This window comes from Aeromonas sp. s13 (genome assembly GCF_040907905.1).
Classification (GTDB): domain Bacteria; phylum Pseudomonadota; class Gammaproteobacteria; order Enterobacterales; family Aeromonadaceae; genus Aeromonas; species Aeromonas veronii.
Genome location: NZ_JBFOCS010000039.1, coordinates 1 through 22,853, shown reverse-complemented (window position 1 = coordinate 22,853; position 22,853 = coordinate 1). Strand labels below are relative to the sequence as shown.

The 22,853-nt window shown below is 60.0% G+C and carries 16 protein-coding genes and 4 tRNA genes; 15 read left to right on the top strand and 5 right to left on the bottom strand.

Annotated features, from left to right (window positions below):
* Nucleotides 1-254: 254 nt before the first annotated feature.
* Nucleotides 255-455, bottom strand: a complete 201-nt coding sequence (locus AB5Y82_RS06560; RefSeq protein ID WP_005334863.1) for a YbfA family protein — start codon at nucleotides 453-455, stop codon at nucleotides 255-257.
* A 212-nt stretch (nucleotides 456-667) separates the two neighbouring features.
* On the opposite strand from AB5Y82_RS06560, the gene AB5Y82_RS06555 reads away from it, so the two are divergent.
* Complete coding sequence (locus tag AB5Y82_RS06555) at nucleotides 668-961, top strand: hypothetical protein (protein ID WP_111900519.1); 294 nt, start codon at nucleotides 668-670, stop codon at nucleotides 959-961.
* 48 nt (nucleotides 962-1,009) lie between these two features.
* On the opposite strand, the gene AB5Y82_RS06550 is transcribed toward AB5Y82_RS06555, so the two are convergent.
* Together AB5Y82_RS06550 and AB5Y82_RS06545 are read right to left on the bottom strand one after the other, a co-directional pair.
* Nucleotides 1,010-1,083: transfer RNA gene (locus AB5Y82_RS06550), tRNA-Cys, on the bottom strand.
* Between the two features lie 57 nt (nucleotides 1,084-1,140).
* Nucleotides 1,141-1,216, bottom strand: a tRNA-Gly gene (locus tag AB5Y82_RS06545).
* 249 nt (nucleotides 1,217-1,465) lie between these two features.
* Here AB5Y82_RS06545 and AB5Y82_RS06540 point away from each other — a divergent pair.
* The 11 genes from AB5Y82_RS06540 (at nucleotide 1,466) to AB5Y82_RS06490 (ending at nucleotide 17,800) form a co-directional block, all read left to right on the top strand.
* Nucleotides 1,466-4,903 (top strand): ATP-binding protein, encoded by a 3,438-nt coding sequence (locus tag AB5Y82_RS06540; protein WP_162632537.1) that lies wholly within the window; start codon nucleotides 1,466-1,468, stop codon nucleotides 4,901-4,903.
* A gap of 415 nt (nucleotides 4,904-5,318) precedes the next feature.
* Nucleotides 5,319-7,004, top strand: coding sequence for an ABC transporter substrate-binding protein (locus tag AB5Y82_RS06535; RefSeq protein WP_005362139.1), 1,686 nt, complete (start codon nucleotides 5,319-5,321; stop codon nucleotides 7,002-7,004).
* Nucleotides 7,005-7,122: 118 nt separating this feature from the next.
* Complete coding sequence (locus tag AB5Y82_RS06530; protein WP_005353818.1) at nucleotides 7,123-8,106, top strand: ABC transporter permease; 984 nt, start codon at nucleotides 7,123-7,125, stop codon at nucleotides 8,104-8,106.
* Between the two features lies 1 nt (nucleotide 8,107).
* Nucleotides 8,108-9,028: an ABC transporter permease gene (locus AB5Y82_RS06525; RefSeq protein WP_005353820.1), complete on the top strand. Its 921-nt coding sequence runs from the start codon at nucleotides 8,108-8,110 to the stop codon at nucleotides 9,026-9,028.
* Entirely contained in the window at nucleotides 9,025-10,044 is a 1,020-nt protein-coding gene (locus AB5Y82_RS06520; RefSeq protein WP_005334876.1) for an ABC transporter ATP-binding protein, read from the top strand. Before AB5Y82_RS06525 ends, AB5Y82_RS06520 begins: the two co-directional genes overlap by 4 nt.
* Nucleotides 10,045-10,055: 11 nt before the next feature.
* Nucleotides 10,056-11,048: an ABC transporter ATP-binding protein gene (locus tag AB5Y82_RS06515; protein ID WP_005353824.1), complete on the top strand. Its 993-nt coding sequence runs from the start codon at nucleotides 10,056-10,058 to the stop codon at nucleotides 11,046-11,048.
* A gap of 114 nt (nucleotides 11,049-11,162) precedes the next feature.
* Nucleotides 11,163-12,896: a glycoside hydrolase family 9 protein gene (locus tag AB5Y82_RS06510; RefSeq protein WP_111900521.1), complete on the top strand. Its 1,734-nt coding sequence runs from the start codon at nucleotides 11,163-11,165 to the stop codon at nucleotides 12,894-12,896.
* Nucleotides 12,889-13,761: a BadF/BadG/BcrA/BcrD ATPase family protein gene (locus AB5Y82_RS06505; protein WP_111900522.1), complete on the top strand. Its 873-nt coding sequence runs from the start codon at nucleotides 12,889-12,891 to the stop codon at nucleotides 13,759-13,761. Before AB5Y82_RS06510 ends, AB5Y82_RS06505 begins: the two co-directional genes overlap by 8 nt.
* Nucleotides 13,746-15,611 (top strand): beta-N-acetylhexosaminidase, encoded by a 1,866-nt coding sequence (locus AB5Y82_RS06500; RefSeq protein WP_111900523.1) that lies wholly within the window; start codon nucleotides 13,746-13,748, stop codon nucleotides 15,609-15,611. The genes AB5Y82_RS06505 and AB5Y82_RS06500 overlap by 16 nt, the downstream gene beginning before the upstream one ends.
* Before the next feature lie 212 nt (nucleotides 15,612-15,823).
* Nucleotides 15,824-17,377 (top strand): methyl-accepting chemotaxis protein, encoded by a 1,554-nt coding sequence (locus AB5Y82_RS06495; protein ID WP_368173786.1) that lies wholly within the window; start codon nucleotides 15,824-15,826, stop codon nucleotides 17,375-17,377.
* Nucleotides 17,378-17,443: 66 nt separating this feature from the next.
* The gene (locus AB5Y82_RS06490) at nucleotides 17,444-17,800 is read left to right on the top strand and encodes an MGMT family protein (protein WP_019446729.1); all 357 of its coding nucleotides are present in this window, start codon (nucleotides 17,444-17,446) and stop codon (nucleotides 17,798-17,800) included.
* 16 nt (nucleotides 17,801-17,816) lie between these two features.
* On the opposite strand, the gene AB5Y82_RS06485 is transcribed toward AB5Y82_RS06490, so the two are convergent.
* Both AB5Y82_RS06485 and topA read right to left on the bottom strand, forming a co-directional pair.
* Entirely contained in the window at nucleotides 17,817-17,981 is a 165-nt protein-coding gene (locus AB5Y82_RS06485) for a hypothetical protein (protein WP_005334891.1), read from the bottom strand.
* A 108-nt stretch (nucleotides 17,982-18,089) separates the two neighbouring features.
* The gene (topA, locus tag AB5Y82_RS06480; protein ID WP_100653220.1) at nucleotides 18,090-20,711 is read right to left on the bottom strand and encodes a type I DNA topoisomerase; all 2,622 of its coding nucleotides are present in this window, start codon (nucleotides 20,709-20,711) and stop codon (nucleotides 18,090-18,092) included.
* Between the two features lie 355 nt (nucleotides 20,712-21,066).
* Between topA and astB the strand changes: the two genes are divergently transcribed.
* The 3 genes from astB (at nucleotide 21,067) to AB5Y82_RS06465 (ending at nucleotide 22,853) form a co-directional block, all read left to right on the top strand.
* Nucleotides 21,067-22,404, top strand: coding sequence for an N-succinylarginine dihydrolase (gene astB, locus AB5Y82_RS06475; protein ID WP_368173785.1), 1,338 nt, complete (start codon nucleotides 21,067-21,069; stop codon nucleotides 22,402-22,404).
* A gap of 241 nt (nucleotides 22,405-22,645) precedes the next feature.
* Nucleotides 22,646-22,730 (top strand) — tRNA-Tyr (locus AB5Y82_RS06470).
* Nucleotides 22,731-22,768: 38 nt separating this feature from the next.
* A tRNA-Tyr gene (locus AB5Y82_RS06465) sits at nucleotides 22,769-22,853 on the top strand.

The window sequence follows — 22,853 nt, the reverse complement described above, 5'->3', positions numbered from 1 at the left end:
AGCGAGTAATCGCGCTGTGTCCGTTTCACACCTTGTCCCATCGGGTTCTCCATTTATTGGGGGGAAAGGTGTAAACCATATTCAGGACGGGACATCAGACATAAAAAAGCCCCGCCAACAGGCAGGGCTGGATGCAACTTTAAAGAAACAAGAAATAAACAATCTGAGTGGTATTGGGAGCCAGGAGTTGCGGCAAACAGATAAAAAAAGAGACAGCTTTGGCTGTCTCTTTTTGCACATGGTGCGAATGGGGTTTAGTAGAAGATCCGCTCGCCACGCTCGCTCATTTTGAGCCACACCGGTTTGGTGCTGGTTTTATTCCAGATCCGGTGCAGATAGCTGTAGAAGCGGGCACGATCGCTGCGAAACAGCATCACGGGGAAAGCCAGAATGCCCACCAGCAATACATAAATGCGACGAAGAATAATCTGAGTCAGGGAAAAGGGATGAAACATGATGTAACTCCTTACTGGTAAGACCACTGAGCAAAGATTACCCCACTCCATGTAGGATTACTACATCACCAACGCATTTTTTTATAAAAAAATGGTGAAAAACGGGAAATACTGAAAACGGGTTACGTCATTAACCAACAGTTAACAAACTTGCGAAAATCGTGCGCTTTGCCACAGTTATCAGGGGAAAAACATGCAGTAGGGAGACACGCATGAAACTGCCGGAAGTGGCACTGCTGGTGCTGATGGTTGCCCTGACACGGGCACAACTGGAGGAGTGGCAACTGAATCGGGAAGATGCCATCGTGCTGGCCGAACGGGGCGTGCCCACCGTCAGCCTGTGGCAATGCGGCACACTGAAGCAACGGATTGCGGATTTCAACCAGCACAGTGCCGAGGTGCAGTTTCAATATCGGGGGCAAAACATGGCGGATGTGAGCCACTATCTCGAGCGCGAGTGGAAACAGGCTGGCTGCGAACAGTTACTGGTACAGCAAGGATACTGACCAAAGCTCAGACTCGAAAAGTGATGATTGAGATAAACAGAGGAAAGATGGAGGCACGTTCCGGAGTCGAACCGGACTAAACGGATTTGCAATCCGCTGCATAACCGCTTTGCTAACGCGCCATGCTGACAAGACTGATTGTCTTGAAAGTGAGTTCCATCGTTGGTGCGATGGAAAATTGGAGCGGGAAACGAGACTCGAACTCGCGACCCCGACCTTGGCAAGGTCGTGCTCTACCAACTGAGCTATTCCCGCGTTACTGCTTTCGTGCCAGTTGCCTGACAACGAGGCGCATTATACGTACCACGAGCGCCAGCACAACCCCTTTTTCGCAATTTAAGCCCTGATGCAGACTGTTTGCTCAGGGTTTAAACGCCTTGCTGCATTTTTCTCCAGCCAGCTGTGACCCACCAAGCGAATTTGGGATAAAGTCGTTGAAATGATTACGCTTTCGTTCGAGACTTGAGCGGCTTAATAACCGGATTCTCAATTGAAAATCACAAGATGAAATGGATCTTCACGCTTCGTGGGCTCAGGCCGCAGTTAATGCTGGCTTTTTTCATGTTGGGCATGGTGCCCTTTTTGGTCATCACCCTCTTCTTCCTATACAGCCACGGCAAGGATCTCACCACCCAGACCTCCAACCATCTGGTCTCCGTCCGTAATATCAAGAAGAGTCAGCTCGAGGATTACTTCAACAACCTCAAAGAGCAGATCATCAACTTCTCCCAGCAGGATTTTGCCGGCAACAGTATCGGCCGTTTCTATGGCTTTACCGGCGCCTTCGAGAAGTTGGGCACAACACCGCAGGAGGCCCGTAGCCGCGCCCAGGCCCGCTATCTGCCCGGCTCCTGGGATCAACTGCGCAAACCGGACAGCCAAGTAGAGATCGAACCCTCCATCACCGCGCTGATCCTCGCCGACGAGATGTATGGCCGGGTGCATCAGCGCTTTCATCGCGGCTATGCCGACATGGTGCGCAAGTCCAACTACAGCGACATCTTTCTGGTGGACCTCAACGGTGATGTGGTCTATTCGGTCACCAAGCACCCTAACTTTGCCACCAATCTGCTCTCCGGCCCCTACCAGGGCAGTGGCTTGGGCCAGACCTTCGCCAAGATCAAACGCCGTCTTGATGGCGGCCAGAAGCCGCAGCAGATCTTCGAATTCACCGATTTTGGCCGCAACGAGCTGACCGGGCAGGTGGTCGCCTACATGGCGGCGCCCGTGATGCAGTACGACTATGTGCGCGGTGTGGTGATTTTCGAGCTGCTGCCGGACAAGCTCAACCAGATCATGGCGGAGCGGGAGGGGCTGGGCGAAACCGGCGAGACCATCCTGATCGGCCCGGACAAGCGGATGCGCGCCGATGCCTGGCTGGCGCCGGAGTTCAGCGTCGAGAACAGCTTCAGCCCCAACTTCCGGCCGCTGCAAACGCCACTCATCACCAAGACGCTCTCCGGCGAGCAGGGTGTCGGGCTGTTCCACTCCTATCAGGATGACGAGGTGCTGGCCGCCTACACCCAGGTGAAGGTGTTCGATACCGAGTGGGCCTTTATCGCCGAGATCTCCACCCGGGAAGCCTATGCCCCGATCCGCCAGCTGGAAACTCTGGTAATTGTGCTGGGCGCGGGCTCGGTACTGCTGCTGATCCTCTTCTCCCGCTGGCTCTCTCACTCCATCACGGCGCCGCTGCGATCGCTGACCGAAGCAGCCGAGCAGGTGGCCGACGGCGCGCTGGATCACCCCATCGCCATCGAGCGCACCGGCGATGATATCGACCGGCTGGCCGAGGCGTTTCGCCATATGCAGCGCTCTGTGAAGGACAAGATCGAACTGATCGAGCAGCAGACCCAGGAGCTGCAACAGCAGGTCAAGCTGACTCACAAGCAGAACCTCAGCCTGCAGCAGGCGGACAAGCTCAAGGATGAACTGCTGGCCAACACCTCCCACGAGCTGCGTACCCCTATTCACGGTATCAAGGGGATGGCCGAGTCGATGCTCGCCAGCCAGCAGGATTTGACCGAAGGGCAGCAAAAGCAGCTCGGCCTCATCATCAAGAGCGCCGATGGCCTAGCCCGTCTGGTGGACGATCTGCTGGACTACCATCAGATGCGCTACGGCCAGCTGGAGATCCACTCCCAGCCCGTCTCATCAAAAGGGGTGATCCGGCTGGTGCTGGATCTCTGCCAGCATCTGGTGCAGGCCAAACCCCTCACTCTGGTGGATATCAGCCCAGCCGAACTGCCGCCGGTGCTGGCCGACGAGCAGCGGCTCGAACAGGTGCTCTACAACCTGGTGGGTAACGCCATCAAGTACACGCCGCAGGGCAAGGTGGTGCTCAGTGCCATCGTCGAGAACAACTTCCTGCGCATCAAGGTCACCGACACCGGCATCGGCATCGCCCCCGACCATCTGGAACATATCTTCGAGCCGCTGGTGCAGATGAGCCCGGAGGTAAGCAAGCAGGGGGCCGGCCTTGGCCTCTCCATCACCCGCCAGCTGGTGCACCTGATGGGGGGCGAGCTGTTCGTCGAGAGTGAGCCGAGCGTCGGCTCTACATTCGCCTTTACCCTGCCCCTTGCCACCGGCAAAGCGGCCAATCTGACACTCGACAGCCGCCAGATCGAGCATCAGCTGGTGCGCCAGCAACCGCTGATCCTGCCGGACTGGGAGAGCGACGATCTGCCCCCTCCCCCCGAGGATGCTCCGCTCATTCTGGTGGTGGATGACGAGCCCATCAACCTGCACATCCTGCGCCATCTGCTGCAGCCCTGCGGCTACCGCATCCTGCCCAGCAGTGACGGCCACGATGCGCTGGCCAAGCTGGCCGAGGAGCCGGTGGACCTCATCCTGCTCGATGTGATGATGCCGACCCTCTCCGGTTTTGACGTCTGCCGTCGCCTGCGCCAGCAACACCCGAAAGATATGCTGCCGGTGCTGCTGCTCACCGCCCTCAACCAGCCCAAGGATATCGAGGAGGGCTTCGGGGCCGGTGCCAACGACTATCTGGTCAAACCCTTCTGCAAGGAGGAGCTGTTTGCCCGGGTCAAGGCACTGCTGGAAGCCAAGGCCGGACGCGCCTCGCTGGTAGAGAACCGGCTATTGAAGCAGGAGATCGAACATCGCCTCACCCTGCAGGAGCGACTGCATCAGGATCAGCAGCGGCTGCTGGCCCTGCTCGGCGAAGGGGCCGACCCCATGATCTTTATCGACGAGCAGGGCACAGTGCTGTTTGCCTCCCGGGTACTGGCGCGCCTGCTGGGACAGGAGCCGGAAGCCATGGAGGGGCAGCCCCTCAATGAGTGGCTCGCCACCCCGCTGCAACAGCAGTGGCCCGACCTTGCCAGCGAACGGGAACACAATCTGGAATTTTTGGTGGCCGGGCAAAAAGATGTGCTCAACGCCCGTGCCCTGCCCATCGCGCTCGGAGGACAGGCCGCTTTCGCCCTCACTCTGAGTACCGAGCTGCGTCAGGATGAGAACCGGGTAATGGCGCTGGAGAACGCACTCAAGAACCTCTCGCGGCAAGCCATCATCGAAGATGAACAGCTGCTGGGCGAGCTGAGCCGCCTGGGTGGCGAGTTCCGTTCGCTGGCCGACGACCTCATTCGCCAGCAGGATGACGAGCCGCTGCGCCGGGCGCTGGTAGAGACCATGCAGCTCACCCTGGATGCATGGCAGCAGGGGACCGGCAAGGGCAAAATTGTGCTGGCAGAGAAGAGCAAGCTGTGGCGGGTCTATATGGACAGATCCAGCCCGCAGACCCGCACCCTCGACAAATACCTGAGTCTGGACACCCTGCCCAAGTCACCACGCTGGAAGACGGTAGTGGCCACCACCGAGTATGTGCTGGGCCACTGCCCGCTCAATGACCACCAGCGCCAGCAGTTGCAGCACAGCGCCCAGACCCTGCGTCAACTCGCCAACCGCAAGCCGTGACACGGCGCCCTAAACGGGCGCCGGATCACAATTGGCAATCTGGTTTCTTTTTATGCAAAACAAAGCCCCGCACAACCCCGAAACCGAGAGCAGATCCAATTCACAAATTTGTCATATACGCCATTTTCACAGCCACTTTTTACGCGAAAGCAAATAACGCAAAGTTATGATTTTAAAAAGATAAAAATCGATTTTGACGAGATTGACGTAACACCGTCAATTTTTACGAAAACAACGAAATCAATAGTTGTTGTTTTCCTGTTAATTCTGGTTTGCTTAGGGCGTTGGAAAACAGAACGACAAAGGTTAGACACCTGACCAACACAGAGGGCCGATTTCATCAGCATGCGAAACCGGTGCTCACACAAAACAAGGCGAACCCTCGGGAATGCCAAAAAATAAGAAAGGAAAACATATGCTTGCCAAAGTATCCAAAATCTCTACCGCTGTAATGCTGGGAACCATGATGCTTGCCGGTGCCGCCGGTAACGCCATGGCCGCAGAAAACAAAACCGTGCTGACCATGGTCGCACAGCAGGAAACCGCCTGGGTCAAGAACTTCAACCCCTTCCTGCAAGCGGGCTTGCTGCACACCACCCGTCACTTCATCTATGAACCGCTGGTGATCTTCAACGATATGCAAGGGGGCAAACCCGTCTATCGTCTGGCCACCAACTATGCGTTCAGCGATGACCTGAAATCCGTCACCTTCGATCTGCGTGATGGCGTGAAGTGGTCTGACGGCGAAGCCTTTGATGCCGATGACATCATCTTCTCCTTCAATCTGGTCAAGGCCAACAAGGCGCTGGATGAGCGCTCAATCTGGACCCAGATCAAGAGCGTCGAGAAGCTGGCCCCCAACAAGGTCAAATTCGACCTGACCGAGGTCAACACCAACGTGGTGAACGACCTGGTGCTGGTACCTATCGTGCCGGAGCATCAGTGGAAATCGGTGAAAGATCCGGTTGCCTTCACCAACGACAAGCCGGTTGGTACTGGCCCCTTCACCGAAGTGGACAACTTCTCCGCCCAGCTCTATACCCAGTGCCGCAACCCGCACTACTGGGATAACGCCAACCTCGCTATCGACTGTCTGCGTATGCCGCAGATGGCCACCAACGACCAGGTGCTGGCGGCTGTCATGAAGGGTGACATCGACTGGTTTGGCTCCTTCGTACCGGATATCGAGCGCCTCTACGTCGGCAACGATCCGAAAAACAACAAATACTGGTTCCCGGCCTCCGGTACCGTGGCGTTCAACGTCAACTTCCAGACCAAGAACCCGGGCAATAACGAAGCCTTCAACGACATCAACTTCCGCCGCGCCTTCTCCATGGCGATGGACCGCCAGTCCATGGTGGATATCGCGGGCTACGGCTACCCGACCGTCAACGAGTACCCGTCAGGTCTGGGCAAAGCCTTTGACTCCTGGAACAACCCGGAAGTGGACAAGAAGTACGGCAAGTACAACAAGTTCGACTTGGAAGGGGCCAAGGCACTACTGAAAGAGGCAGGCTACAAGGATTGTGACGGCGACAAGTTTCTCGACACTCCGAGCTGCAAAAAGATCGAGTTCAAGGTACTGGTACCGAACGGCTGGACCGACTGGGTCAACACAGTACAGATCGGTGTAGAAGGGCTGCAGGCATTAGGCCTGAATGCCAAGACCGCCACCCCGGAAGCGACTGTCTGGACCGAGAACCTGATCACCGGTGACTTCGATGTCGCCCTGCAGGGTTACTTTGCCGGTGCCAACCCGCACAAGTACTTCGAGACCGCGTTCCACTCCCGCAACATGGGTGACCGTGGCAACCGCTTCGCCGCGCCCCGTTACAAGGATCCCGAACTCGACAAGCTGATCGATGACTTCACCCAGACCGCCGATGCGGCCAAGCAGAAGGAGATCATGTTCGCCATCCAGGATCGTGTTGGTGCCAACCAGACCATCATTCCGGTCTTCAACAACCCGACCTGGTATGAGTACAGCACCAAGCGCTTCAACGGCTGGTTCAGTGCTGATAACCCGGTAGCCAAACCTCAGCTCCACCCGGACACCCCTGAGCGTCTGCTGCACGTGTTGTCCCTCAAGCCAAACAGCTAAACAATCCCGGCCCCCTGCGGGGGGCCATCTTCCCCGTTAATCCCCTTCTTGCCCGGCACCGCCGGGGTTGGGGTAGCTATACCCGACGCGGGGCAGACTTGCAGTAAAAGGTACTATCATGGGATTCATACTGAGACGCTTTTCCTTCTACCTGGTTGCCTTTCTGGTAGCCGCCACCATCAACTTCCTGTTACCCCGTGCCATGCCAGGGGATCCTGTCTCCGTGATGTTTGCCCGCGCTGGCGCCATGATGGAACCCGCCGCCCTGGAAGCGCTCAAAGCCACCTTCGGCTTTGTCGACGGCCCCATCGGCACCCAGTTTCTCACCTATGTGAAGAGTGTCTTCACCTGGGATCTCGGCACCTCGGTGCGCTTCTACCCGCAGCAGGTCTCTGACGTGCTGGGCCGTGCCATCGGCTGGACCCTGTTTCTGGTCGGCACCTCCACCATCCTGAGCTTCTCCATCGGTTCCATCGTCGGCATCTTTGCCGCCTGGTATCGCGGCGGCCGGATGGACAGCATTCTCTCCCCGCTCACCCTGGTGATGCAGGCCATTCCGCCGGTGGTGGTCTCCCTGCTCGCCCTGTTCCTGTTCGGGGTCAGCCTCGAATGGCTGCCCATCGGCTACGCCTACAGCCCGGAGATCAAGGCTGACTGGGGCTGGGAGCACATCAAGAGCATCATGACCCACGCCATCATGCCGGTGCTGACCCTGGCTGTGGTGCAGGTGGGGGGCTTTCTCATCACCATGCGCAACAACATGATCAACCTGCTGGGCGAGGATTACATCACCATGGCCAAGGCCAAGGGGCTCTCCAGCAACCGGGTGATCTTCAACTACGGCGCCCGCAACGCCATTCTGCCCAGCGTCACCGCCCTCTCCATGGCGCTCGGTTTCGTCATCGGTGGCTCTCTCATCACCGAAGTGATCTTCAACTATCCCGGCCTGGGCCTGACCCTCTATCAGGGCATTCTGGCCCGCGACTACCCGCTCATTCAGGGGCAGCTGCTCATCATGACCATCACCATGCTCAGCTTCAACTTCCTGGCCGACGTGCTCTACGTCTTCCTGGATCCCCGTCTGCGTACAGGAGGCAAATAAGATGCGTATGCCGACCATTCTCAAAATCCTGCTGGGCAACAAGAAGGCTGCCTGTGGCCTCGCCATCGTGGTTGCCTTCGTACTGATGGCCCTCTTTGCCCCCATTCTGGCCAGCAACGAGCCGACTAAACGGGTGGCTCGCCCGCACCAGCCGCCCAGTGCCGAGTTCGTGATGGGTTCAACCCGCATGGGCCACGACATCTGGGCCCAGTTCACCAACGGCGCCCGTATTTCGCTGCTGGTGGGCTTCAGCGCAGGCCTGCTGGTCTGCACCCTGGCCGTTGCCATCGGCATCACCGCCGGTTACTTCGGCGGTCTGGTGGATGAGTGCCTCACCTTCCTGATGAACGTGGTGCTGGTGATCCCCAACCTCCCCTTGCTACTGGTGCTGGCGAGCTTTATCGGGGAGGCGTCACCGGCAGTGATTGCCGTGATAATAGGGTTGACCTCGTGGGCCTATGGCGCGCGGGTCATCCGTGCCCAGACCCTGGCCCTGCGCGAGAAGGAGTTCGTCATCGCCGCAGAAGTGCTGGGCGAGCCGGCCTGGCGCATCATTCTGGTGGAGATCCTGCCCAACCTCATCTCCATCATCGGGGTGAGCTTCATCGGCTCCATCATCTACGCCATCGTCACCGAAGCGACCCTGGAGTTCCTGGGGCTTGGCGACCCGACTGTGGTGAGCTGGGGCATCATGCTCTACAACGCCCAGACCTCCAGCGCCATTCTGGTCGGCGCCTGGTGGGAGATCCTGGCTCCCTGCTTTGCCATCGCCACTCTGGGTGCCGGTCTGGCCCTGCTCAACTTCGCCATCGACGAGATTGCCAACCCGCAGCTGCGCTCCCACAAAGGGTTGAGCCGCTGGAAGAAACTTGCCACCCCGGTCGCAACACCACTCTCTGCCGCACAGGAGAAGACAGCATGAACAAGCATCCCCTGCTGTCAGTACGCAATCTTTGCGTCGACTACATCACCGAAAATGGCGACGTGCGCGCCGTCAACTCGGTGAGCTTCGATATCAGACAGGGCGAGATCTTCGGTCTCGCCGGTGAGTCGGGTTGCGGCAAATCCACCGTCGCCTTCTCGGTGGCCCGGCTGCACAAGCCGCCCGCCTACATCAGCGGTGGCGAGATCCTGTTCAAGGGGGAGAACATCCTCCATTACAACGACGAGCGGTTGCGCTCCTATCGCTGGCAACAGGTGTCGGTGGTGTTCCAGTCCGCCATGAACGCCCTGAACCCTGTGCTGCGGATGGAGGAGCAGTTCTGCGACGTGCTGCTGGCCCACAACCCCGGCATGACCCGTTACGAGGCGATCAAGCGCGCCCAAGAGCTGCTCACCATCGTCGATATCCACCCGAGCCGGCTCAAGGATTACCCGCACCAGTTCTCCGGCGGCATGCGCCAGCGCTTGGTGATTGCCATCGCCATGGCGCTCAACCCCGAGCTGCTCATCATGGATGAGCCAACCACGGCGCTCGATGTGGTGGTACAGCGGGAGATCCTGCAGAAGGTCTATGCCCTGAAAGAGAAGTTCAACTTCTCCATTCTGTTCATCACCCACGACCTCTCCCTGATGGTGGAGTTCTGCGATCGCATCGGCATCATGTATGCCGGTGAACTGGTGGAGGTCGCTCCCTCCAAGGCGATCCTGACTGCGCCGCTACACCCCTATACCAGAGGGCTCGGCAACTCCTTCCCGCCCCTGCACGGGCCGAAGAAGGTGCTGGAAGGGATCCCGGGCACCCCGCTCAACCTGCTGGAGGTGCCGGTCGGCTGCCGCTTTCAGGCCCGCTGCGGCAAGGTGCACGATCGCTGCCGTCAGGAGTACACCAGATTGGCCGAGATCCGCCCCGGGCAACAGACCGCCTGCCACCTCTATGAGGAGCAGGGGCTGCAACAAGATTCCGTGATCTATCTGGACAAGGCCGCTGGCTGTTAAGGATGTCTGTCATGCAAATCGCCAAAACCGATGCACCCATCATCGAAGTCCAGCACCTCTACAAGGACTTCCCCATCAACTCCAATGCCATCAAGAGTGGCAAGATGCGGGCGCTCTCCGACATCACCTTCAACCTGCACCGGGGTCGCGCCCTGGCGGTGGTCGGGGAGTCGGGCTCCGGCAAGAGCACCATCGCCAAGATCATCGCCAAGATGTACAAGCTCAGTGCCGGGCGCATTCTCTATCGCGGCCACGATCTGGAGGAGTTCAACAAGGGCACTGCCCTGCTGGACTATCGCCAGAGCGTGCAGATGGTGTGGCAAGATCCATTCGGTTCGCTCAACCCGACCCACACCATCTATCACCACATCGCCCGCCCCCTGCTGCTGCACAGCAAGGTGATCGACAAAAAAGAGCTGCCCGACATGGTCTACGCCCTGCTGGAGAAGGTGGGGCTCACCCCCGCCAAGGCGACGGCGGCCAAGTATCCGCACCAGCTCTCCGGCGGCCAGCGCCAGCGGGTCAACATCGCCCGCAATCTGGCAGTGGAGGCGGAGGTTGTGCTGGCGGACGAGCCGACTTCCATGCTCGACGTCTCCATTCGCATCGGCATCCTCAACCTGATGGAGCAGATGAAGAATGAGCTCGGTGTCTCCATGCTCTACATCACCCACGACATCGCCACCGCCCGCTATGTGGCGGAAGATCTGGCTGTGATGTATGTAGGGCACATGGTGGAGTGGGGCGAGGTGGACGAGATCCTGCACCACCCGCAGCACCCCTACACCCAGCTGCTCATCTCGGCGGTGCCCGATCCGGAGAAGAGCATCCACGCCGAGCTGGAGGGCGGCCGCAAGGGGGAGATCCCGCTCTGGACGCCGGAATCCTGTGGTTGCCCCTTTGCCGGGCGCTGCAATCAGGCGATGCCCCGCTGCAAGGAGGCGCTGCCCCCCATCACCAAGCTTGCCGACAACCACTTCGTGCGCTGCTACCTCTACGAGTGAGGGTGAGCCTTAGACCGGCCGGACAACCCTGTCCGGCCATGCCTCGATACGGGGCGGCCACAGCCCCGTGATGTGCCTCACCGCCCGGCGGTGAACCACAGGAGTAATACCTTGATGGAACTCTTGATCAATCAGGTGGGCTACGAGTGCGACGGACACAAGGTCGCCCTGTTGCAAACCTCCCCCGCCCCTGATCTCGGCGGCTATGTCAGGCTGCAACGCCTCGACGATGGCCAGATCCTGTTTGAAACCCCGCTGCAACCGGCGGGCAGCGTCCCCGGCTGGCAAGGCCGCGCTTACTGGCGTGCCGACTTCTCCGCCTTCAAGGAGCCCGGCCACTATCGGCTGGAGGCGATCACTGCCCAAGGCATAGCCCGCTCGACCCGCTTTGCCATCGGCCAGGATCTGCTGGCCAGCCGCTGCCTCTCGGACGTCATTCACTACTTCAAGGGGCAGCGCGCCAGCGGCACCTTCGATCGGGCCGACCGCAGCGCCCGCCTGTTTGGCACCGACCAGCACAAAGATGTGCACGGCGGTTGGTTCGATGCCAGCGGCGACATGAGCAAGTACCTGAGCCACCTCTCCTACGCCAACTACCTCAACCCCCAGCAGACCCCCATGGTGGTGTGGGCCCTGCTCAAGTGCCGGGAACTGCTGGCCCCGCGCCGCGATATCGACGGGGTGAACCTCTGCAAGCGGCTCAATGACGAGGCGCTGCACGGCGCCGATTTCCTCTGCCGGATGCAGGATGAGTCGGGCTTCTTCTACATGACCCTGTTCGACAAGTGGAGCAAGGATCCCGCCCAGCGCGAGCTGTGCGCCTATGCCACTCAGCAGGGGCTCAAGTCCGCCAACTGGCAGGCGGGTTTTCGCCAAGGGGGCGGCATGGCCATCGCCGCGCTGGCCCGCGCTGCCCGCGAGAGCGTCAGTGGCGACTTCGATGCCAGCCGCTACGCTGAGGCGGCCAAACGCGGCTACCTGCATCTGCGTGAACACAACCTCTCCTATCTGGATGACGGGGTCGAAAACATCATCGACGACTACTGCGCCCTGCTGGCAGCGGTAGAGCTGACCCGCACCTTCGGCTCCGAGTGGCTCAATGAGGCGAGAGTCCGTGCCAGCAAGCTTTGCGCCCGCCAGCGCCCTCATCCTGAGCTGGGTCACTACTGGTCGGCCAACGAGGATGGCTCGCGCCCTTACTACCACGCCGCCGAGGCAGGCCTGCCGGTGCTGGCGCTGCTGGAATATCTGGGGGTAGAGCCGGATCAGGAATACAAGGCTAGGGTACAAACCGTGGTGGAGCAGGCGCTGGCCGCCGAGCTGGCGCTCTGCGCCCGCGCGGGCAACCCCTTCTCCCTCGCCCGCCAATATGTCAAAGGGGTGGATGAAGCGCCGCGCGTCAGCTTCTTTATGCCCCACAACAACGAATCCGGTTACTGGTGGCAGGGGGAGAATGCCCGCCTCGCATCGTTGGCGGCTATGGCCTTTGCTGGCGCCCGTCACTTCCCCCGCCAGAGCCAGCCGCTGCTCACCTATGGCCAGCGCCAACTCGACTGGATCCTCGGGCAGAACCCCTTCAACGCCTGCATGCTGGCGGGCCACGGCATCAACAACCCCGCCTATACCGCCGGGTATCCCAATGCGCAGGGGGGCATCTGCAACGGCATTACCGCCGGATTCGATGACGAAAATGAGGTGGCCTTTATTCCGGAGGAGTACAAGGATCGGCTGGATCAGAACTGGCGCTGGGGTGAGCAGTGGATCCCTCACGCCGCCTGGTTTGCCCTGGCCATCAGCTGGCAAAATGCCCAGAGTGATCGACATGAGCAGGGAGGTCGCCATGATTGAGTACTGGGTCGGCGTCGATGGCGGGGGCACCCACACCCGCGCCCGCATTCGGGATCGGGCGGGCAAGCTGCTCGGAGAGGGGCGCGCGGCCGGCTCCAATCTGGAGCTGGGCATCCCCCATGCCCACGCCAATGTGCTGGCCGCCATCGCCAGCGCTCGCCTTGCCGCAGGGCTCGGCATCGAGAGCGAACAGCAGATGGGGGTCGGGCTGGCGCTCGCCTCCGCCGAGCTGGCCGACTGCTATCACGCCCTGCTCGAGATGCCCTTCCCCTTTGCCAGCGTCAGGCTTACCTCCGATGCCTTCGGTGCCTGCCTCGGCGCCTTTGGCGGCCGTGAGGGGGCCATTCTGATCGCAGGTACCGGGTCGGTGGGGCTGGTCTATCAGGAGGGGCAGATCCGCACCTGCTCCGGCCGCGGCTTCCCCATTTCAGACATAGGCAGTGGCGCCTGGCTGGGGCTGCGCGCCATCCAGCAATCCCTGCTCTGCCACGACGGCATTCTGCCTCCCAGCACCCTCGCCATCCGCTTGATGGATCGCTTCAAGCGGGATCAGGCGGAAGTAGTGCGCTGGGCCGCTCGCGCCATTCCGGCCGACTATGGCCACTTTGCCCCCTGGGTATTCGATGCCGCCAGCGATGGCGACGAGCTCGCCAACCAGCTGCTGGACGAAACCCACGAACAGCTGCGGATCCTGCTGGAGGGGATGACCCAGCTCGGTGCCAGCCAGATCGCCCTGCTGGGGGGGATTGGCACCCGCCTCGCTCCCCGTCTCGGCCAGCTCAACCTGATCCCCCCCCAGGCAGATGCGCTCGATGGCGCCATCCTGTTTGCCCAATCAGAGGATTTTCCATGTCTACACCCCTGATCCACACCCAGGTAGCCCGACGTGACGGCGAGGATGTCTGGTTCACTTTCACCCTCTCCCACATGCCGGATACCCGGTGGAAGCTGCACTTCTGTCTGGCTCGCCATATCGACCCCGATTCCTTGCAAGGGGGCGAGCTGGAGCGCCAGAGCGGCAGCTACAAGGTGATTGTCCCGAACGCTGGCAGCTGCGAGCTGCGCTTTTGCTGCCGCCAGACCCCTATCAAGAAGCTCTCCGACATGCCGCAGGGCTTTTTCCTCAGCTTGCCGGAGGCGACTACGGGTGCCCAGCTGCTGCCGGTGACGCTGGCAGCTCAGGATCTCGGACTGGAAAACCCGCCGGTAACCCGCCCCGATCTGCCGGATGTCGAGCCTCTGCCCGGCATAGTGCCGCAACCGGCCCATCTGGTACTGCTGGAGGGGAACTTCCGGCTGGCCGAGCGGGCTCATGTCAGCGCTCCCCGCGATGTACCGAAATTGCTGGCCCACTTTAACGAGCTGACGTCGCTGGCGCTGGAGCAGGATCACGACGCTGAAATCCGGCTGACCGAGGCCAAACTGGCCCCCGAAGCCTATCAACTCACCATCACGCCGCAGAAGGTGGTGATTGCCGCCGCCGACGAAGCGGGCTGGCGTCATGGGCTGGTCACGCTAGCCCAGTGGTATCTGCAGCACGGCGAGAGCCTGCCCTGCGTCACGCTGGAGGATGCCCCGCGCTTTGGCTTTCGCGGCATTTTTCTCGACTGCGCCCGCCACTTCCACACTCCGGCAACCATCAAGCGCCTGCTCAAGCTGATGAGCCTCTACAAGTTCAACCGCTTCCACTGGCATCTGACCGATGACGAGGGGTGGCGACTCGAGATCAAGGCCTTCCCGGCATTGACCGACGTGGGTGCCTGGCGCGGCCATAATCTGGCGATCGGCCCCCAGCTCAGTGGCGGCGCCGAGCCCTATGGCGGCTACTACACCCAGAGCGAGGTGAAGGAGCTGGTGAGCTATGCCAGTGAGCTCGGCATCACCGTCATTCCCGAGATCGACATCCCGGGCCACTGTCACGCCGCCATCAAGGCGCTGCCCGAGCTGCTGATCGAAACGGCAGATCACTCCCGCTACCGCTCGGTTCAGCATTTCGATGACAACGTGCTCAACCCCGCCCTGCCCGGCACCTACCGCTTCCTGGAGGCCGTGCTGGACGAGGTGTGCGAACTCTTCCCCGGCCCGCAGATCCACATGGGGGGGGACGAGGTGCCGACCGGGGTCTGGACCGACAGCCCCGCTTGCCAGCAGCTGATGACCGAGCAGGGCTACGCCGACTGCCGTGAGCTGCAGGGCCATCTGCTGCGCCACTGTCAGCGCTATCTGGCCGCCAGAGGCAAACAGATGATCGGCTGGGAGGAGATCCTGCATGGCGACAAGGTGAGCCGCAAAGCGGCCATCTGTGCCTGGACCAGCTTTCAGGCGGGGCTGGACGCAGCCGCAGCCGGTTATCCGGTGGTGATGGCGCCCGCCCAGTTCCTCTATCTCGATCTCGCCTGGAGCGCCGATATTCATGAACCCGGCCTCTACTGGGCGGGGACCCTCAATCTGGAGCAGATCTACGCGTGTGACCCTGCCCCAGCCGATTTCCATGCCAACGATAACATCCTCGGGGTGCTGAGCCCCTTGTGGTCAGAATTGATCACCAGCCGTGATCGTCTCGACTACATGTTGTTCCCGCGTATGCTGGCCACGGCCGAGGTGGCCTGGAGCGATCCCGCCTACAAGGGCTGGGAGCACTTCGCAGCCCGCCTGTCGGGTCAGCTGCAGATCCTCGATCAGTTGCAGGTGCGCTACCGGATGCCACAGAGGTAATGTTGTCTCTACTTTGGCGGCCAATCGGCCGCCTTTTTTACGATTAGCCAACAAAACATCAACTTCCCCCTACCATTCATCCGCCATTATTGGCAAAATCCAGCCCCCAATGAAGCTGGTCTGCCTCCTGCTGGCGCGAGCCTGCGGCCACCTCCAGATCTGCCACAATAACAACGACAACATTATCAACAAGAACATCGGAGCGTATTCCTATGACCCGCAGAGACGTCCATACCCTGGACAGCGAAGTGGAGTTTCCTGCCGACGTACAACTGGTCTCCACCACTGACCTGCGCGGGGTGATCACCTACGCCAACCCGGCCTTCTGCGACATCGCAGGCTACCCGGTCGATGAACTGGTGGGACACAATCACAATCTGGTACGCCACCCCGACATGCCCAAGGCCGCCTTCGCCGATCTCTGGGCCCGCCTCAAGGAGGGCAAACCCTGGCGCGGTATGGTAAAAAACCGCTGCAAGGATGGCCGTTACTACTGGGTAGATGCCTATGTGACCCCCATCTATGAAGGCAACAGGATCAGCGGCTACCAGTCGGTACGCTGCAAGCCCGAGCCCCAATTCAAACGCATCGCCGCTCAGACCTACCAAGCCCTGCTCAAGGCCGAGCGCGGCAACAGCAGCAACCTCCCCTCTCTTGCCAAAGTACGCCCCCCGGCCATTACCCTGCTGCTGCTCGGCATGATGGGCTGGACCTTCGCCAGCCAAGGGGCTATGACCGTCCTGCTGATGCTGCTGCCCCTGTTGCTTATTGGCGGAGCCTACTGGCGCGAGCTCTTTGCCCTGCCCCACTATCTGCAGCAACTGGGCCGTGAATACGACAGTCTGACCCGACTGGTCTACTCCGGTGACAACCCCGGCGCCATTGCCGATTTTCATATCAAGATGCTGCAGGCCCGCATCCGAACCGTGTTGGGGCGGATCAACGATGCCACGGCACCTCTGCAAACCCTAGCCATCAATTTGAAGCAGGCCTCTCATCAGGCCTGTCTCGATATCAACGAGCAAGATGCCCAGACCCAGCAGATGGCTACGGCTATGACTCAGATGGCCAACACAGCTCACGAGATCGCCCGCAACATTCAGGACTCCAACGGTCAGGTCAACGAAGCTCGCAATCGTTGTGAACAAACCAACCAGCAGTTGAACCAGACCGAGCAACAGATCGAACAGCTCGCCAAACAGGCAGAGCTGGCGTTCAACTCGGCGGTAGAGCTCGCCAGCGAATCCGAACGGATTGGCAGTGTCATGGGCGAGATCCAGGGCATCGCCGAGCAAACTAACCTGCTGGCCCTCAACGCGGCCATCGAAGCGGCTCGAGCCGGGGAGCAGGGCCGTGGTTTTGCGGTGGTGGCCGACGAGGTGCGTACCCTGTCGACCCGCACCCACAAGGCGACCGAGCAGATCCAGGGCAGCATCAAGCAGATCCAGCATACGCTGGGACGCTGGAAGGGGATGATGCAGGAGAACCTGCAACAGACCCGCGCATGTGCCGAGATGACCCGCCAGGGCGCCAGCAGCCTCCATACCGTGCTGGCAGAGATAGAGCTGGTCACCGAACACTCCACCCAGATCGCCACCGTTGCAGAGCAACAACAAGCTGTAGTGGAGGAGATCAGCCGCAGTATCCACCAGATCTCCGAGTACTCCCATGCCAACAGTCAGAAGATGCTGGATGTCGATCACTCCAGTCAGGCTCTGCTGGAACGGGCCAAGCAACTGAAGGGGCTTAGCCAGACCTTCGGCTGAATCATTGCCAGCCCCATGACAGAAGCGCCACAATGGCGCTTCTGTTGTTTTTGACGAATCGGGTCTATGAGCATTGAACCAAGTCCATCCCCATTGAACAAAACGGCCCGTATCGAAGCGATCATCGCCCTGATCCCGGCAGGCCGGGTGGTCAGCTATGGTCAGGTGGCCGATCTGGCGGGGCTGCCCGGACGGGCAAGACTGGTAGGCAAGGTGCTGCGGGAAACCGACAAGGTCCTGCCGTGGCATCGGGTGCTGGGCGCAGCGGGCACCATCTCGTTACCGAAAGGATCGCCAGGCTTTGCCGAACAGACGGGACGCCTGCAGCAGGAGGGGGTCGTGGTGATCGGTGGGCGGGTCAGAATGAAGGAGTGGCAATGGCAGCCCGATCTGGCCGAGCTGCTTTTTCTACTGCCGTTTTGAGGGGGTCACAGCCGGATCACTCCAGCGGCGCCAGGATCTCGTCGCTGCGCACCTGCACCGGTATGGTCTCATCCGCGCGCTGCAGCAGCACCAGCAAGCTCTGTCGGTCCACCTCCAGCACATAGGCCGCCCCTTCCCGAGTCATGCAGCTCATGCCTGGCCGGATCTCGTTAATCTCCATCTCAACCTCCTTGTCTACTTCGCGATTGACGACAGCTGCACTCCTTGCAGCTGTCTCAGTATACCGCTATCCATAAGCAAAGAGGCCCCTTGTCGGGGCCTCTTTTCATCAGGCTTTTTTAGCCTTTGGCAAACTCTCTTGCCAGGTACCGTTGTCGTAGTGAGCGGTCCAACCGGTCGCCTTACCGTTGACCTCGCTCATCACGTACTGCTCCTTGGTCTTGCGACTGAAACGTACGATGGCGGGGTTGCCGTCCGGATCGGTGAGCGGGGCACCGGCCAGATATTTGTGCTTGGCAGAGATGCGATCCTTGAAGCGCTTGAGCTCTTCCACCAGCGGCGCGCGGGTCTCGCGGGATTTGGGGAAGTTGCTGGCCGCCAGGAACAGACCGGCAGCACCGTCACGCAGCACGAAGTGGGCATCGGACTGGGTGCACTTGAGCTCCGGCAGCGGCACCGGATCCTCCTTCGGCGGCGCGATGTCGCCGTTTTTCAGGATCTTGCGGGTGTTCTTACAGGTCTCGTTGGTGCAGCCCATGTACTTGCCGAAACGGCCGTTCTTGAGCTGCATCTCGGCTCCGCAACGGTCGCACTCGATGCTCGGCCCTTCGTAGCCCTTGAGCTTGAACTGGCCCTTCTCGATCTCGTAGCCATCGCAGTCCGGGTTGCGACCACAGACGTGCAGCTTGCGGCTGTCATCGATGATGTAGGCATCCATCGCAGTGCCACAGACACCGCAGCGGTGCTTGGCGCGCAGCGCTTCGGTTTCCGCCTCTTCACCGTCAGTGGCGGAGACAAACTCGTCGGCAGAGACCAGGTTGATGGTCTTCTTGCAGCGCTCTTTCGGCGGCAAAGCATAGCCGGAGCAACCAAGGAACACGCCGGTGGTGGCGGTACGAATACCCATCTTGCGGCCGCAATCCGGGCAGTCGATGTCGGTCATCACCATCTGGTTGGCACGCATGCCGCCCTCTTCGGGCGCCTTGTCGGCCTTCTCCAGCTCCTGGGTAAACTCAGCGTAGAAGGCATCCAGCACCTTCTTCCACTCCAGGCTCCCTTCGGCGATGCCATCGAGCTTGTCTTCCATCTTGGCGGTGAACTCGTAGTTCATCAGCTCAACGAAGTTCTCCACCAGACGATCGGTGACAATCTCGCCCATCTTCTCGGCAAAGAAACGGCGGCTCTCGACCCGCACATAACCGCGATCAACGATGGTGGAAATGATGGAGGCGTAGGTTGACGGACGGCCGATGCCGCGTTTTTCCAGCTCGCGCACCAGCGCAGCTTCAGTGAAACGGGCAGGCGGCTTGGTGAAGTGCTGGCGCGGATCCAGCTTGATCAGCTTCAGCACCTCGCCCACGGTCACCGCCGGCAGCTGACTATCTTCGCCCTTGCGACCCATCGGCGGCAGGGCCTTGGTCCAACCGGCGAAGCGCAGGGTACGACCACGGGCCTTGAGCTCGAACTCGCCCGCCTTGACAGTCAGGGTGGAGGAGTCGTACTGAGCCGGGGTCATCTGGCAAGCAACAAACTGACGCCAGATGAGATCGTAAAGACGCATGGCATCCGGCTCCATCCCTTCCAGCATCTCGGCTGTCACCTGTACGTTGGAGGGACGGATCGCCTCGTGCGCTTCCTGAGCATTGGCCTTGGCGCCATACAGATTCGGCTCGGCTGGCAGATAGGCCGCGCCATACTGCTCGCCGATATATTCACGCACCGCTTCAACCGCCTCTTTGCTGAGGTTGGTGGAGTCGGTACGCATATAGGTGATGTAACCCGCTTCATAGAGACGCTGGGCCATCATCATGGTCTTCTTGACCCCGAAGCTCAGACGGGTAGAGGCCGCCTGCTGCAGGGTGGAGGTGATAAACGGCGCGGATGGCTTGGAGCCGGTCGGCTTGTCTTCCCGGTTCACCACCTTGTAGTCGACCCCTTCCAGGGCTGCGACAGCGGCAAAGGTCTCGGCCTGGGTCACCGGCTTGAAGTCGGCCCCGTTGCGGCTGACCACTTCCATCCGCAGATCGCTCTTGTCGGCGGTCAGCAGGTCGGCATTGAGATCCCAGAACTCGACCGGAACGAACGCCTTGATTTCGCGCTCTTTATCGACGATGAGACGCACCGCAACAGACTGCACCCGACCGGCGGAGAGACCGCGGGCCAGCTTTTTCCACAGCAGCGGGGAGACCATGTAACCCACCACTCGGTCGAGGAAACGACGAGCCTGCTGGGCATTAACGCGGTCAATATTGAGTTCGGACGGCTGGGCGAACGCCTCTTTGATGGCGCTCTTGGTGATCTCGTTGAACACCACGCGCTTGTAGCGGCTGTCATCGCCACCGATGATCTCGCGCAGGTGCCAGGCGATCGCTTCTCCTTCTCTATCCAAGTCGGTTGCGAGATAGATGGTGTCGGCTTTCTCGGCCAGACTTTGCAACTCGCTGACCACCTTCTCCTTGCCGGGCAAAATCTGGTAGTTGGCCTGCCAGCCAGCGGTCGGATTGATACCCATCCGGGCAAACAGGGCCTTGCGATCCTTGGCAGCCTTCTCGGATTCGCTCAACTTGATGCCGCGAATGACAGGTTTCTTGGGCTCGGTGCTGGCGCTGCCGCTGGTGGGCAGATCGCGAACATGACCAACGCTGGATTTCACCACGTAGTCCTTGCCCAGATATTTGTTGATCGTCTTGGCCTTGGCCGGAGACTCCACTATGACCAGTGATTTGCCCATGCTGTAACTATTATCCTCATTGCACCCGACGGGGTTGGTGTGCGGTTTTGTGGGGCTGTATAAGAGATTTGGCGCGAAAAAGCAATCTTGTGAGCAAATTTGCCTGACCAGCCCGAACCACACGGCTTCTTTTATTGCTTCTTTATTTATTAATGCGAAGGCAACAGGCCGGACGCAACCGCTTTTTCAATTTTCTGCCATACCGCCCCTCTTTTTATATCTGAAACGACATAAAAACGTCTGCTGGTTACCGGCTTGTTACAAAAACATAAAATCTCTTTATAATGGCCCAACCCCGACGCATTGTGCGCGGAAGGAACCGCTACCCATCATAAAAATCGAAAGGATGTACTCAATGAAGCACTTCGAGGTCAATTTCGACGGTCTGGTCGGCCCGACTCATAACTATGCCGGCCTCTCCTACGGCAATGTTGCCTCCCAGAGCAATGCCCAGGAGGCTTCCAATCCGAAAGAGGCCGCCAAACAGGGACTGCGCAAGATGAAGGCGCTGACCGAGCTTGGCATGACCCAGGGGGTACTGGCGCCACAAGAGCGTCCCGACCTCGCTACCCTGCGCCGCCTCGGCTTCACCGGCAACGATGCCCGGGTGCTGGAACAGGCCGCCAAACAGGCTCCCGCCGTACTGGCTGCCTGCTATTCAGCCTCCAGCATGTGGACCGCCAATGCCGCCACCGTCTCTCCCAGTGCCGATACCCAGGATGGCCGCATTCACTTCACCCCCGCCAACCTGACCAACAAGTTTCACCGCTCCCTGGAGCCCGACGTCACGGGCCGTATCCTGCGCGGAGTGTTCAACAACGATCGCCACTTCAGCCACCACCTCCATCTGCCGGAGAATGACCACTTCGGCGACGAGGGGGCGGCCAACCACACCCGCCTCTGCCGTGCCTATGGCGAGGCGGGGGTCGAGCTGTTTGTCTATGGCCGCAGCGCCTTTGACTACTCCCGCCCGGCGCCGAAGCGCTACCCGGCCCGCCAGACTCTGGAAGCAAGCCAGGCCATCGCCCGCCTGCATGGCCTTGGCGAGGAGAGCGTGGTGTTTATTCAGCAAAACCCGGAGGTGATCGATCAGGGGGTATTCCATAACGATGTGATCGCGGTGGGCAACCAGAACGTGCTCTTCTTCCACCAGCAAGCGTTCCTCAACACCGAAGCGGTACTGACCGAGATCCGCGGCAAGTTTGGCGAGGGGAATTTGCACTTTATCGAAGTGCCAACCGCCGAGGTATCCGTGCTGGATGCGGTGAAATCCTACCTGTTCAACACCCAGATCCTCACCCTGCCGAGCGGCGAGATGGCCATTATCGCCCCCACCGAGTGCCGCGATAATCCGGCGGTGTCGGCCTATCTTGGCAAGCTGCTGACGCAGGAGACTCCGATCAAGGCGGTCCACTATATGGATGTGAAACAGAGCATGCGTAATGGTGGCGGCCCGGCCTGCCTGCGACTGCGGGTCGCCATGAACGATCAGGAACTCGCTGCGGTCAATCCGGCCTGCCTTATCAACGACAGCCAGTTTGCCCGCCTCGATGGCTGGGTCGATCGCCACTACCGCGACCGCCTGACCCTCGATGACCTGCGGGATCCGGCACTGGTGCAGGAGTCCCGCAGTGCGCTGGACGAGCTGACCCAGATCCTGAAACTGGGTTCGATCTACCCGTTCCAGCGCTAGATGTGATGCCCGAGAAGACCGCCGACGCTGGCGGTCTTCTGCTATCTGCCTTGTCTTCAGCGCGATCGCCAACTTGCACAGATGCTGTTTTGTGCAGAAAAGCAGCGCACAACTTGCTGATAAGCTTGAATTTTGAGCTGGATGTATCAAAAAATCGACGAACAGTCATTTTTTACTGCCAGATGCCTCATCAAGGGGTTCACAAAGCCTCTGGATCTGATAGTATGCGCCTCGCACTTGGGGAGGGGTTCCCGAGCGGCCAAAGGGATCAGACTGTAAATCTGACGGCTCTGCCTTCGAAGGTTCGAATCCTTCTCCCTCCACCATTCAAGTGCAAAGTAGTGACAATCAGGAAATACCCCGTGGAGGGGTTCCCGAGCGGCCAAAGGGATCAGACTGTAAATCTGACGGCTCTGCCTTCGAAGGTTCGAATCCTTCTCCCTCCACCA

Coding starts and splice junctions, on each gene's coding strand:
- AB5Y82_RS06500 (WP_111900523.1), top strand. CDS start 13,746: ATGTCTACACCCCTGATCCACACCCAGGTAGCCCGACGTGACGGCGAG.
- AB5Y82_RS06510 (WP_111900521.1), top strand. CDS start 11,163: ATGGAACTCTTGATCAATCAGGTGGGCTACGAGTGCGACGGACACAAG.
- AB5Y82_RS06535 (WP_005362139.1), top strand. CDS start 5,319: ATGCTTGCCAAAGTATCCAAAATCTCTACCGCTGTAATGCTGGGAACC.
- AB5Y82_RS06540 (WP_162632537.1), top strand. CDS start 1,466: ATGAAATGGATCTTCACGCTTCGTGGGCTCAGGCCGCAGTTAATGCTG.
- AB5Y82_RS06495 (WP_368173786.1), top strand. CDS start 15,824: ATGACCCGCAGAGACGTCCATACCCTGGACAGCGAAGTGGAGTTTCCT.
- AB5Y82_RS06520 (WP_005334876.1), top strand. CDS start 9,025: ATGAACAAGCATCCCCTGCTGTCAGTACGCAATCTTTGCGTCGACTAC.
- AB5Y82_RS06505 (WP_111900522.1), top strand. CDS start 12,889: ATGATTGAGTACTGGGTCGGCGTCGATGGCGGGGGCACCCACACCCGC.
- AB5Y82_RS06555 (WP_111900519.1), top strand. CDS start 668: ATGAAACTGCCGGAAGTGGCACTGCTGGTGCTGATGGTTGCCCTGACA.
- AB5Y82_RS06490 (WP_019446729.1), top strand. CDS start 17,444: ATGAGCATTGAACCAAGTCCATCCCCATTGAACAAAACGGCCCGTATC.
- AB5Y82_RS06515 (WP_005353824.1), top strand. CDS start 10,056: ATGCAAATCGCCAAAACCGATGCACCCATCATCGAAGTCCAGCACCTC.
- AB5Y82_RS06485 (WP_005334891.1), bottom strand. CDS start 17,981: ATGGAGATTAACGAGATCCGGCCAGGCATGAGCTGCATGACTCGGGAA.
- AB5Y82_RS06560 (WP_005334863.1), bottom strand. CDS start 455: ATGTTTCATCCCTTTTCCCTGACTCAGATTATTCTTCGTCGCATTTAT.
- astB (WP_368173785.1), top strand. CDS start 21,067: ATGAAGCACTTCGAGGTCAATTTCGACGGTCTGGTCGGCCCGACTCAT.
- AB5Y82_RS06525 (WP_005353820.1), top strand. CDS start 8,108: ATGCGTATGCCGACCATTCTCAAAATCCTGCTGGGCAACAAGAAGGCT.
- topA (WP_100653220.1), bottom strand. CDS start 20,711: ATGGGCAAATCACTGGTCATAGTGGAGTCTCCGGCCAAGGCCAAGACG.
- AB5Y82_RS06530 (WP_005353818.1), top strand. CDS start 7,123: ATGGGATTCATACTGAGACGCTTTTCCTTCTACCTGGTTGCCTTTCTG.